This window comes from Klebsiella sp. CN_Kp100, assembly GCF_040065315.1.
Classification (GTDB): domain Bacteria; phylum Pseudomonadota; class Gammaproteobacteria; order Enterobacterales; family Enterobacteriaceae; genus Klebsiella; species Klebsiella oxytoca.
Window position 1 is genome coordinate 38,995 of sequence record NZ_JBEAIJ010000050.1, and the last position, 12,423, is coordinate 51,417.

Below are 12,423 nucleotides of genomic sequence, written 5' to 3' on the forward strand. Positions count from 1 at the left end.
GAAGGGGAAAAATCAGGATACGCTGTGATAAAACTTAAGCAGTTGTCACCGGTAGATTCTAGCAAAAGCGTGTGCATGTTTAGCCACATTACGTGTTGAATGGAGAAAGAGTTCACTTGTGTATGGCGATCCCGATAGCGATGTGAAAAATGAAACCAGAATTCATGCAAACTATAAGCACGCTAATTGTAGGCTTTTATACCCTTTTTATCCACATTAACTTCACCTTTCCCTCATTTTGCATGCATTAAGATATGCTGCAATAACGAAACGTATTACTATTCGCCCTGCGCCAAAAACAGGATAATTTTATATAACAAGAGAACTTTTCTTATTTTCATTAGTCATTAGGATGACTAGCAGAGGTGTTGTTGATTGTGGTGACGAGGTTATGATGATGGAAAACGCAGCGGTGCAGGTAGCTCCCCGGAAGTTTAAAAAAATAAGAGAGCTCAACCGGCGCCGCAATTATTTTTTTAAGAAATTACGCAATATTCTGCGGGTTTATATCGCAAAAGCGTTGTGGGATAGTCGCGCGCGTCGCGAAGCAGATTTAACGTCCGCCAAAACGGTACTGCTTATGCGCAATGAAGGCGCGATAGGCGACGTTGTCGTTGATTCTGCGCTGGTTAAATGCCTCCATAAGGCAGGTATGACTGTTGATTTTCTGTTAACGAAATCGAACAGCCAGGTCATGCGTGATAATCCACATATTCGCCATATTTATGAAGCTGAGAATGTCGACTCGGCGGCTTATCTGCGTAAGTTTACCCATAACGTTCCTCAGTCCGTTATTAATGAGCTTGCGAATAATAAGTATGATATTGTTATTGACCCCTCGCTGTTTGATATTCCGGTGCACCGGATGCTGCTGTTACGGCAGATAAAAGCGCGCTCGGTGCTGGGGTTTAATAAATGGCCTTCTATTAATCACTATACCCGCTCTTTTGATTTTGACTGTGCAAACTGGCACGTCAGCAAGACCTTTACGCTCATTGCCGATTATCTCCAGCTGGACAAAAAATATCTGCAGTCTTATGACTTGCATATTCCCGAGAATGTCGAGCACGAGGTGCGTGATTATCTGGCGGCTAAAAGTGGACGAAATGTGGTCATTAATATTTTTGCCGGCCATCAGGACCGCAGCATGTCGCAGGAGCAGCTGGCCACGCTTCTCACCCGACTGCGCGAAGAGTATCCCGCTATCAATATTATATTGCTCGACCACCGCAATGAAATTCGTCTTTCTCTGCCGGAGAAGGTCAGCGTGAATCCGTTTAAAACGCTGCACCACTGCATGGCGCTGATTGCGCAGGCCGATTTGGTTATCTCGCCGGATACCTCGGTGGTACATATGGCGGCTGCGTGGAAAAAACCGCTGGTCGCAGTGTATAAGGATGTGCGCATGAATAATCGGCTGTGGGCGCCGGGATATGATAGGGCCCGGCAGATCATCGTTAAGTGCGGTAAGGTGCACCAGCTGGAGAGCTTGCCCGACCTGATAATGGCGGAGATTGACCCTGGCACTCTACAGCAGACCCGGGCCGGATAAAGCGGAAAAAACAGCCAGCTGTGAAGGCTGGCTGTCCGGGAGAGATTAACCGTCCGCTTTTGAGGTTTGCTTGTGAAACAGTTCCCGGAACACCGGATAAATATCTTCCGGGTCGCGAATATGCTGCATGGCAAAGTTTTCAAAGGTCGACTGCAGGTGTTCATACTCCCGCCACAGCGTCTGGTGCGCACGACGGGTTATCTCGATATAGCTGTAGTAGCGGACCACGGGCAGGATTTTCTTCGCCAGCAGCTCGTGACACAGCGGTGAATCGTCCGCCCAGTTATCGCCGTCCGATGCCTGAGCGGCGTAGATATTCCACTGCGCCGGGTCATAGCGCTCTTTAACGACTTCGTCCATCAGTTTCAGAGCGCTGGAGACAATGGTGCCGCCGGTCTCCTGCGAATAAAAGAATTCGTGTTCGTCGACCTCTTTTGCCTGCGTATGGTGGCGGATATAAACCACATCAACGTTTTTATAGGTCCGGCTGAGGAACAGATACAGCAGGATGTAAAAGCGTTTTGCCATATCCTTTGTCGCCTGATCCATCGAGCCGGAGACGTCCATCAGGCAAAACATCACCGCCTGACTTGAGGGTTCTGGCCGTTTTTCGTAGTTCTTGTAGCGCAGATCGAAAGTATCGATAAACGGCACGCGGTCGATTTTCGCCCGTAGCTCGGCAATCTCTTTGCGCAGCCGCTCCTCCTCCAGCAGCTGCGCCGGTTCGCTTTTGCTAATACTCTCCAGATCTTCTTCCAGAGCATGCAGCTCCCGGCGCTTACCGGCGGTCATCGCCGTGCGCCGCGCCAACGAGTTTTGCAGCGAGCGAACGACGCTGATGTTGGCGGGAACCCCGTTAGCGGTGTAGCCTGCGCGATGGGTTTTGAATTCCGTCAGCTGCCGATGCTGATTTCTCTTCAGATTCGGCAGGGCAAGATCTTCGAATAACAGATCCAGATACTCATCTTTCGAGATCTGAAAAACAAACTCATCCTGGCCTTCGCCATCGGCGCTGGCTTGCCCCTGACCGCTTCCTCCACCGCCTCCGCCGCCCTGAGGACGTTCAATACGGTCATTCTGCACGAAGTGATCGTTACCGGGATGAACGCGATTGCGCAGGCCGCCGCGCCCCTGATGAAACATCGGTTCGTTGATATCGTCCGTTGGGATGGAGACGGACTCTCCGCTCTGAATATCGGTCACCGAGCGCTTGTTTATGGCCTCGGAGATCGACTGCTTTATCTGCGCTTTGTAGCGGCGCAGAAAGCGCTGCCGGTTGACGGCGCTTTTATTTTTCCCGTTCAGGCGTCGGTCTATGAACCAGGTCATATGCCCTCCTGTACTGCATTTGCCAACTATGCCCCGGCCATTCAAGCGCCGGAATGTGCCTGGCGCTGAATGTCATTGGGTCTTCGCAGTTATTATTCGCCCGGCAGCAGTTGCCTGCCGGGCTGGTCTATCAGGATGATTTACGTACCCGCAGATACCATTCGCACAGCAGGCGAACCTGCTTGCGGGTATAGCCTTTCTCCATCATGCGGTCGACAAAGTCATCGTGTTTTTTCTGCTCATCGGTTGACGTTTTGGTGTTGAACGAGATCACCGGCAACAGCTCTTCGGTATTGGAGAACATTTTCTTCTCAATAACCGTGCGCAGTTTCTCGTAGCTGGTCCAGTTTGGATTGCGTCCGCTGTTGTGCGCTCTGGCGCGCAGCACGAAGTTGACAATCTCGTTGCGGAAGTCTTTCGGATTACTGATCCCGGCCGGCTTCTCGATTTTTTCCAGCTCCGCATTCAGCGACTCGCGATCAAACAGCTGGCCGGTATCCGGGTCGCGATACTCCTGATCCTGAATCCAGAAATCGGCGTAGGTCACATAACGGTCAAAAATGTTCTGCCCGTATTCCGAGTAGGACTCAAGGTAGGCGGTCTGGATCTCTTTCCCGATAAACTCGGCGTATTTCGGGATCAGATAACCTTTGAGGAACTCCAGGTAACGTTCGGACTGCTCCTGCGGGAACTGTTCACGCTCAATTTGCTGCTCCAGGACGTAGAACAGATGCACCGGGTTCGCGGCGACTTCGGCGTGATCAAAGTTAAATACCCGCGACAGAATTTTGAACGCGAAGCGGGTAGACAAGCCGTTCATCCCTTCATCAACGCCGGCATAATCGCGATACTCCTGATAGGATTTCGCTTTCGGGTCGGTATCTTTCAGGCTTTCACCGTCATAGACGCGCATTTTCGAATAGATGCTCGAGTTTTCCGGCTCTTTCAGGCGCGACAGAATCGAGAAGCGCGACAGCGTTTCCAGGGTTCCCGGCGCGCAGGGCGCGTGAGTCAGTTCGCTGTTATTGAGCAGTTTTTCATAGATGCGGATCTCTTCCGAGATGCGCAGGCAATAAGGCACCTTGACGATGTACACGCGGTCGAGGAAGGCCTCATTGTTCTTGTTATTGCGGAAGGTAACCCATTCCGATTCGTTGGAGTGGGCGAGGATAATCCCGTTAAACGGCAGGGCGGAGATCCCTTCAGTACCGTTATAGTTTCCTTCCTGCGTCGCGGTCAGCAGCGGATGCAGCACCTTAATAGGCGCTTTAAACATCTCTACAAATTCCATCAGCCCCTGGTTGGCGCGGCACAGGGCGCCGGAATATCCGTAGGCATCCGGATCGTTCTGCGCATAGTGTTCCAGTTTACGGATATCCACTTTACCCACCAGCGCCGAGATGTCCTGGTTGTTTTCGTCGCCGGGCTCGGTTTTGGCGATGGCAATCTGCGCCAGGATTGACGGCCACACTTTCACCACGCGGAACTTAGTAATGTCGCCGCCGAATTCCTGCAGACGCTTGGCCGCCCACGGCGACATAATTGTTCCCAGATAGCGGTTTGGAATGCCGTACTCTTTTTCGAGAATTTGCGCATCCTCTTGCGGGTTAAACAGACATAGCGGATGGTCGTTGACCGGGCTACGCTCTCCGTTTGCGCTAAGCACATAGATAGGCACGCGCTGCATTAAGGACTTAAGGCGTTCGGCAAGCGATGATTTACCGCCGCCCACGGGGCCCAGCAGATACAGAATCTGTTTCTTCTCTTCAAGCCCCTGAGCGGCGTGCTTTAAGTAAGAAACAATTTGCTCGATGGCATCTTCCATACCGTAAAACTCTTCAAATGCCGGATAGCGCGCAACGACCCGGTTTGAAAAGAGACGGGATAGCCTGGGTTCCAGGGCCGTATCGACCATGACCGGCTCACCGATGGCCATCAGCAATCTTTCTGCTGCGTTAGCATAAGCACTGCGATCTTGCCGACAGATGGTAAGAAACTCCTGCAGTGTGAACTCTTCGTCCTTGGCAGCTTCATAGCGCTGGCGATAGTGATCGAATATATTCATGGCATGCCGTCCTTTCGTTTTTAGCACAGGTTGAGAGCCGTTCATATGAATAGTGGGAGCCCCCGGAAGAGGTAAGCTGCACAGCGCTCTCTGATTCTCCAGCAACCCTTATGCCAGGTTGGCGAAGTCTCGGGATAACGTGCCCCGCATTTACTTCTTCTAAATTAAAGCGTAGATGCATTTGGAAAACTTGCATGGCGTGGAAAATCAATTTCAATGACTTATCAACAACTCATCCGGAAAAGCAGCCTCTCATTTCCACTTCTGGTTTCACGCCGTCATGACGCTGTCATTCGGCTGTCAGCGAATGGTCATCTGAGGATGAGAATCTGGTGAATTCAGTGTAATGACTGGTAAAGAATTTGAGGCATGACGTATACAACGTTAAACTGCCTGCGCTAATAATTTGACAACAGGAATATGGATCGTGACTAAAATCAAACTTCTGGCACTTGGTGTGTTGATTGCGACTTCAGCATCCGCCGTACACGCTGAAGGGAAGTTCACTTTAGGGGCGGGTGTAGGCGTCGTTGAACATCCGTACAAGCAGTATGATGCTGATGTTTACCCGGTGCCGGTGATCAATTACGAGAGCGATAACTTCTGGTTTCGTGGTTTAGGCGGTGGTCTTTACCTGTGGAATGATACCAACGATAAGCTTTCCGTGACCGCCTACTGGTCGCCGATGTACTTTAAGCCAGGCGACAGCGATAGCGAGCAGATGCGCCGTCTGGATAAACGTAAATCCACGGTGATGGCAGGACTTGCGTACGAACATTATACGCAGTACGGTTTCCTGCGCACCGCGCTGTCAGGGGACACCCTGGATAACAGCAACGGTATCGTATGGGATCTGGCCTGGCTATATCGCTACACCAACGGCAATCTGACGCTTACGCCGGGTATTGGCGTTGAATGGAATAGCGATAATCAGAACGAGTACTACTATGGTGTTTCGAAACATGAGTCGAATCGCAGCGGCATGCGCAGCTACGATCCGGACAGCAGCTGGAACCCGTACCTCGAGCTGTCGGCAAACTATCGTTTCCTCGGCGACTGGAGCGTATACGGCGTGGCCCGCTACACCCGCTTGTCTGACGAAATCACCGATAGTCCGATGGTGGACAAATCCTGGAGCGGTCTGATTTCAACCGGGATCACTTACTCCTTCTGATAGTGCTTTATTACAGAGCAATTTGTGCATCAAAACAGGGCGTAATGCCCTGTTTTGCATTACGGTGGTGCAATCAAACGACAGGAGGTAGTCATGGCACAAAGGACAATCAGTTTTGGCGAGCATCCAGCGGTTCCCGTCATAGGGCAGGGGACCTGGTACATGGGCGAAAACCCGGCGCTGCGCACTCAGGAGTCTGCTGCACTACGCGCGGGCATCGATCTTGGGCTCACGGCGATCGATACGGCGGAAATGTATGCTGACGGCGGCGCCGAAGAGGTTGTCGGCGAAGCCATTCGCGGCCAGCGCGAGCGCGTGGTGCTGGTGTCTAAAGTGTATCCGTGGAACGCTGGCGGTCGCAAAATAGCCAGCGCCTGCGAAGCCAGCCTGCGCCGCCTGAAGACCGACTATCTCGATCTCTACCTTCTGCACTGGCGCGGCGACTACGCATTGCAGGAGACGGTGGCAGGTATGGAAGCGCTCGTTGCGCAGGGCAAAATTCGTCGCTGGGGCGTATCGAATCTTGATTACGCTGATATGCAAGAACTCTGGCAGGTTGACGGCGGCGAGCAGTGCGCAACTGACCAGGTACTCTATCACCTGGCTTCTCGCGGTATTGAACATGATTTGTTGCCATGGTGCCAGCAGCAGCGGCTGCCGGTGATGGCCTACTGTCCGCTGGCCCAGGCCGGCCGTCTGCGCAATGGACTTTTAAATCATACCGTTGTGAAAAATATTGCGCAGGCCCGGGGCGTAACCGCCGCGCAGGTGCTTCTGGCATGGGTTATCAGCCATCAGGGGGTACTGGCAATTCCGAAAGCATCGAGTATCGAACATGTTGAGCAAAATGCTGCGGCGCTGGACATCGAGCTAACCGCTGAAGAGAGGGCGCTGCTGGAAAAAGCTTACCCGGCACCGGGAAGAAAAACACCGCTGGATATGGTCTGAATAGGGTATAAAGAAAAGCCCCGACTCTGCGGGGCTCCGGTCGCGAGCTGCCACCAGGCATGAATACGATCGCAATCAATGCGTCAGGCCGGGCAAAGCGTCAGCTGCCGCCCGGTAGAAATACGCGCACTAGATTTTAACCCGTATGCGCTCTTTCAGTGCGTTAGCGGTTCACCACGCGAATGGTTTGCGCCAGGCGCGAAGGTTTCTCTTCGCTGGCCTTCTGCGATTCGGTTACGCAGCAAGTTTCTACGCAAACGAAGGTTTTGTAGCCATCATCGGGCATATCGCCCATGCTGACGGAAAGGGCCGGTCCCGGGTTCCAGCCAACCACGTTGCTGTTGTGATGATGGACGACATCGATGTTGCGGCTGAGCGCATCATCGTGAATGAAGCTGCAGGTTTCTGCATTCAGATAGACGCGGTCGGTACGATCCGGGAAGGTTTCAGTGCCGTTGCTTAATACGCCTTCTTCGGCATTTTTCACTTTATCAATATAACGGTCGCCCAGACCGCTGACCTTCACTGCCGCAATGTCACCGACGTTGAAATAGGTGTGAAGGGCGGAAGTGGTTTCAAATTCGCCGTGCGCTTCCAGCTCAATTTCGCAGGTTTTACCCAGTTTGAAACGCGCTAACAGGGTGAACTCATGCGGCCAGTACTGGCGAGTGGCATCGCTGCTTTTTAGTTCAAAGGTCAGCACCACGCCGTTATCGTCTTCATCGTGGCCTTTCAGGGCCCACGGCAGATTGCGGGCAAAACCGTGCGACGGCAGACCCTGCTGAGCTGATGGGCCAAACCATGGCCAGCAAATCGGCACGCCGCCGCGCAGGGCAACGCCATTTTTGAATGGGGTATTGCCGCTGAGCCACAGGACCTCTTCTTCGCCTGCGGGCTTCCAGGAGAGCAGGTGAGCGCCCTGGAAAGCCACGGAAGCTTTAACCTGCGGATGATCAACCACGATCAGTTCCAGGTCATCAAGCTGGCGACGGGAAAGGACAGGGGTAAGCTGTTCGATAACCGGGAGGGCAAAAATTTTATTAATCATTACGCAATCCTTTTTACCCTAAATAATTCGAGTTGCAGGAAGGTGGCAAGTGAACGACAAATTCGTCAGGAACGAATTTGAACAACCGAAGATGGCCTTCGGTCAGGGACATGGATGTCCCTGATTCATCCCGATGAGCTTACCGTAGTAAGTGATTCGGGTGAGCGAGCGTAGCCAACACACCTGTAACTTGAAGTATGACGGGTATATTTTTAGGCAAAAAAAAGAGCGACCGGAGTCGCTCTTACAGATTACGGTCTCATCTCAACTTATTTGGAGATGTGAGCAATCAGGTCCAGAACCTTGTTGGAGTAACCAGTTTCGTTATCGTACCAGGAAACCAGTTTCACAAAGTTGTCGTTCAGAGCGATACCCGCTTTAGCATCGAATACGGAAGTGCAAACTTCGCCGTTGAAATCGGTAGAGACAACGTCGTCTTCGGTGTAGCCCAGAACGCCTTTCATTGCGCCTTCGGAAGCAGCTTTGATTGCTTTCTTAATTTCTTCATAAGAAGCAGCTTTTTCCAGACGAACGGTCAGGTCAACAACGGATACGTTCGGAGTCGGAACGCGGAACGCCATACCGGTCAGTTTGCCATTCAGTTCTGGCAGTACTTTACCTACAGCTTTAGCAGCGCCGGTAGAGGACGGGATGATGTTCTGAGCTGCGCCGCGGCCGCCGCGCCAGTCTTTATGAGACGGGCCATCAACGGTTTTCTGAGTAGCGGTAGTGGCGTGAACAGTAGTCATCAGACCTTCGATGATGCCGAAGTTGTCGTTGATAACTTTTGCCAGCGGAGCCAGGCAGTTGGTGGTGCAGGAAGCGTTGGAAACGATGTCCTGGCCTTCGTATTTGTCAAAGTTAGCACCTTTAACAAACATCGGAGTGTTGTCTTTGGACGGGCCAGTCAGAACGACTTTTTTCGCGCCAGCGGTGATGTGCTTACGAGCGGTTTCGTCGGTCAGGAAGATACCGGTTGCTTCAGCAACAACGTCAACACCCACTTCGTCCCACTTCAGGTTAGCCGGGTCACGCTCAGCGGTAACACGGATTTTTTTACCGTTAACGATCAGATGACCGTCTTTCACTTCAACGGTACCGTTGAAACGGCCGTGAGTGGAGTCATACTTCAGCATGTAAGCCATGTAGTCAGCGTCTAACAGGTCGTTGATTGCAACGATCTCGATGTCAGAACGTTCCTGAGCAGCACGGAAAACAATGCGACCGATACGGCCAAAACCGTTGATACCTACTTTGATAGTCATATATTCCACCAGCTATTTGTTAGTGAATAAAAGGTTGCCTGTAAAATTACAAAAACCTTACGCAGCGTCAAGCGGAATCGTGTCAATCATTGCGACAAATCAATCCGGAGCATGCCTTTGCGCGGTTGATTTATCCCACTTTCCCTTTGAGCCCAATTCCATATGGGGGCTGCGCCCGGAATTTTAAAGGTCATTTGAGATAAAAATGTGATATTCATCACAATTGTGTGGCTGCCTTTTGGCGTCGCCTAAGTTTAGAACAAAAGTGCACGCTTCATTGTTAATATTTTGTTAGAATTAAGCCGAAAAAGTTGTCCTTTCACAGCGAGAAGCAAGCCAATGTCGAATAAACCCTCTTCGGACGAGCTCAAAAAAAATTTGAGCGAGATGCAGTTTTACGTGACGCAGAATCACGGTACTGAACCGCCGTTCACCGGGCGGCTACTCCACAACAAACGCGATGGCGTCTACCACTGCCTGGTATGCGACGCGCCGCTGTTTAACTCGCAATCCAAGTATGATTCAGGCTGCGGTTGGCCGAGCTTTTATGAGCCGGTAAGCGATGATGCTATTCGCTATCTTAACGATTACTCCCACGGTATGCAGCGCACGGAAATTCGCTGCGGAAACTGCGATGCTCACCTTGGACACGTCTTCCCGGATGGCCCGCAGCCTACCGGTGAGCGTTTTTGTGTTAATTCGGCCTCTTTAAGCTTCACCAATGATGAAAATGGTGAGCAAACCAAGGGTTGAAAAAACGATTCAGCAAATTATTCCAACACGGGGCGGGAGAACGATGGAAATTGAACGGATTATCGACGGCATGACGCCGGAGGTGTATCAGCGTCTGGCGACGGCGGTGGAGCTGGGAAAATGGCCCGACGGCGTGGCGTTAACAGCCGAGCAGAAAGAGAACTGTCTGCAGCTGGTGATGCTCTGGCAGGCCCGATATAACGTTGACGCGCAGCATATGACCATCGACACCAACGGACAGATGGTGATGAAGAGTAAACAGCAGTTGAAAGTGGACTTCGGTATTTCGCCGCAACCTATCGCGACGTTTAAATCCTGAGCCTGAACGGCCCGGCCAATTGAACGCCGGGCTTAGCGTCAGCTGAGCGTTATTTCTTGTTCATCATCGCTTTTAGATCGGCGAAAGGGTTATATTTCGCTTCGCCGACGCTTTTCTGCGCATCTTCGCCGGCCACCACCGTTGAACCATACTGATCGGCCTCGGTGTATTTTGAGTGTTCATGATCGTGGCAGTAGAGGCACAGCATCTCCCAGTTGCTACCATCTTCCGGGTTATTGGAGTGGTCGTGGTCGATATGATGTACCGTCAGTTCACGCAGATTCGAATAGACAAACTCACGCGAGCAGCGTCCGCAGACCCAGGGGAAGAGCTTCAGCGCTTTTTCGCGATATCCGACTTCCAGACGGGCGTAGTTTTTCGGGATATAAGCCATAATACCCATGCCTTCTGTTGCAAATGAAAAGCTGCGCCGGAGCTGGCGCAGCGGAATGTGCTTATCATAACCTATTGTGCAGGCGGTGACATCGCGCAGATCAGCGTTTGATCCCCAGGGATTCGGCCAGCTGTTTCGCTAGCTGGTTTTGATCATCGGCGCCGTACTCCCAAAACATCGCGCCTCCCAGTCCTTTGCTCTTGATATAGTCGGCTTTGATCGCCACCGAGCGCGGGTTCTCGTAGGAGAGGGCAAAGAGCGCTTTACCGTCGGAAGAAGTTACCGACAGCCACGGCACTTTCGCTTCATCATCCCAATGCTGAGTAAAGCGCTTCTGCGGATCGTTGATGAACTTCGCCACGATATCGTTATATTTCACGTAGGTATCTTTTGACAGATCGACGCCTAGCGTTTTGAACAGCTCGACCTGCTGCGGCTCAAAATAAGGCTGCGTTGCCGGATTTTTCTGCGCATCCGGTTTGCTCCAGTCAATGCCCGGCTCGACGGCGCGTTTCGGTACCCGCCCATAGAAACCAATCCCCAGGTTCATCTGGCTGGGCTTCAAACCCGCCGCAAGATAGTTGTTGACCACGAAATCAGCGCTGTACTTATCGGCTTCTGCGACCGTCGGCCATTGAGAGGAGTCGTACAGGTTGGAATTGAAGTACTGGGTGCCGTAAGCCATGTCGTAGGTCATCAGGTTGATGTAGTCTAGCGAGGGGGCTATCGCTTTGACATCCACCCAGCTCTTCGGACTCTCCGCGTTAGCGCCCACGGCGATGGTCACCAGTTTTTTATTGCCCACCGCCGCGCGCAGCTCTTTCAGCAGGGCGGTAAAATTATCGCGATCGGCCGGTTGGCTGTCGACCAGTCCCCATGCGCCGTTGACCGGATACTCCCAGTCCAGATCGATACCATCAAGACCATATTTTTCAATGATCTCCTGCGCCGACTGAATAAACAGCGCTCGGGTTTCTTTTGTCGCCGCCGCGCCGGAGAATCCGCGCGCTCCCCAGCCGCCGACGGAAAGCAAAACTTTCAGGTTCGGATTCTGCTGGCGCAGATGCGGGATTTTCTGCAAATCAGCCTGCACTTTTGGCGACAGCCAGATTTGATGCAGCCTGCCGGGGTCTTTCAGGGCCGCGTTGGTTTCACCTTTTTCGTCGTTATAGATCAGACCAAACGAGTAGTTGAGATGGGTAATCTGCCGGACGTCAAGTTTATCGATATTGCCGCCAGGTCCGGCAGTGACGTCGCCGCCGCCGTTAAAGTAGCCGACGGACATCAGGGTATTAGCAGAAACGACGCTCGCGCAGAGCAGGGGTAAAGCTGCCAGTAAAGGCAAAAGTTTCATAGCAAATCCTCTTTGACAGAAAAGTGACTTAGTAAAACAAACACGCCACGGAAATGGCGTGGCGAAAAAACAGCTCGTGCAGGCTAGCATCTTCCATTGCGCAAAACTGCGAAGGGGTTCACGCTGCATCAGCGAAGCCGCGCCATGCCAACGCCATAAGCTTTCCTTCACATCTCTCCCCGCCATCCATTTTGCCGTATTTGTGATCTAAGTTGTGAAATG

General features: G+C 52.1%; 11 protein-coding genes. 5 read left to right on the forward strand and 6 right to left on the reverse strand.

Going from position 1 to position 12,423, the window contains the following annotated elements:
* Positions 1-394: 394 nt before the first annotated feature.
* Complete coding sequence (locus tag ABLV12_RS22840) at positions 395-1,552, forward strand: glycosyltransferase family 9 protein (protein WP_348867377.1); 1,158 nt, start codon at positions 395-397, stop codon at positions 1,550-1,552.
* A gap of 45 nt (positions 1,553-1,597) precedes the next feature.
* Here the strand turns inward: ABLV12_RS22840 and ABLV12_RS22845 are convergent, their stop codons facing one another.
* Positions 1,598-2,881, reverse strand: coding sequence for a YeaH/YhbH family protein (locus ABLV12_RS22845; RefSeq protein ID WP_004101255.1), 1,284 nt, complete (start codon positions 2,879-2,881; stop codon positions 1,598-1,600).
* A gap of 130 nt (positions 2,882-3,011) precedes the next feature.
* Complete coding sequence (gene yeaG, locus ABLV12_RS22850) at positions 3,012-4,946, reverse strand: protein kinase YeaG (protein ID WP_004101257.1); 1,935 nt, start codon at positions 4,944-4,946, stop codon at positions 3,012-3,014.
* A 427-nt stretch (positions 4,947-5,373) separates the two neighbouring features.
* On the opposite strand from yeaG, the gene ABLV12_RS22855 reads away from it, so the two are divergent.
* Together ABLV12_RS22855 and ABLV12_RS22860 are read left to right on the forward strand one after the other, a co-directional pair.
* The gene (locus ABLV12_RS22855) at positions 5,374-6,120 is read left to right on the forward strand and encodes a MipA/OmpV family protein (RefSeq protein ID WP_004101263.1); all 747 of its coding nucleotides are present in this window, start codon (positions 5,374-5,376) and stop codon (positions 6,118-6,120) included.
* 93 nt (positions 6,121-6,213) lie between these two features.
* Positions 6,214-7,068 carry an aldo/keto reductase gene (locus tag ABLV12_RS22860; protein ID WP_004101265.1) on the forward strand — a complete coding sequence of 285 codons (855 nt, stop codon included), beginning with the start codon at positions 6,214-6,216 and terminating at the stop codon, positions 7,066-7,068.
* Between the two features lie 163 nt (positions 7,069-7,231).
* Here the strand turns inward: ABLV12_RS22860 and ABLV12_RS22865 are convergent, their stop codons facing one another.
* Together ABLV12_RS22865 and gapA are read right to left on the reverse strand one after the other, a co-directional pair.
* Positions 7,232-8,116 carry a D-hexose-6-phosphate mutarotase gene (locus ABLV12_RS22865; RefSeq protein WP_348867370.1) on the reverse strand — a complete coding sequence of 295 codons (885 nt, stop codon included), beginning with the start codon at positions 8,114-8,116 and terminating at the stop codon, positions 7,232-7,234.
* A gap of 269 nt (positions 8,117-8,385) precedes the next feature.
* Positions 8,386-9,381, reverse strand: coding sequence for a glyceraldehyde-3-phosphate dehydrogenase (gene gapA, locus ABLV12_RS22870; RefSeq protein ID WP_004101269.1), 996 nt, complete (start codon positions 9,379-9,381; stop codon positions 8,386-8,388).
* Positions 9,382-9,720: 339 nt separating this feature from the next.
* On the opposite strand from gapA, the gene msrB reads away from it, so the two are divergent.
* Both msrB and ABLV12_RS22880 read left to right on the forward strand, forming a co-directional pair.
* Complete coding sequence (gene msrB / locus ABLV12_RS22875) at positions 9,721-10,134, forward strand: peptide-methionine (R)-S-oxide reductase MsrB (protein ID WP_004101271.1); 414 nt, start codon at positions 9,721-9,723, stop codon at positions 10,132-10,134.
* A 43-nt stretch (positions 10,135-10,177) separates the two neighbouring features.
* Positions 10,178-10,453 carry a YeaC family protein gene (locus ABLV12_RS22880; RefSeq protein WP_004101272.1) on the forward strand — a complete coding sequence of 92 codons (276 nt, stop codon included), beginning with the start codon at positions 10,178-10,180 and terminating at the stop codon, positions 10,451-10,453.
* 49 nt (positions 10,454-10,502) lie between these two features.
* Here the strand turns inward: ABLV12_RS22880 and yajD are convergent, their stop codons facing one another.
* Together yajD and ABLV12_RS22890 are read right to left on the reverse strand one after the other, a co-directional pair.
* Positions 10,503-10,847 carry an HNH nuclease YajD gene (gene yajD / locus ABLV12_RS22885; protein ID WP_004101273.1) on the reverse strand — a complete coding sequence of 115 codons (345 nt, stop codon included), beginning with the start codon at positions 10,845-10,847 and terminating at the stop codon, positions 10,503-10,505.
* 100 nt (positions 10,848-10,947) lie between these two features.
* Positions 10,948-12,201 carry a glycoside hydrolase family 18 protein gene (locus ABLV12_RS22890; RefSeq protein ID WP_032728094.1) on the reverse strand — a complete coding sequence of 418 codons (1,254 nt, stop codon included), beginning with the start codon at positions 12,199-12,201 and terminating at the stop codon, positions 10,948-10,950.
* Positions 12,202-12,423 lie beyond the last annotated feature (222 nt).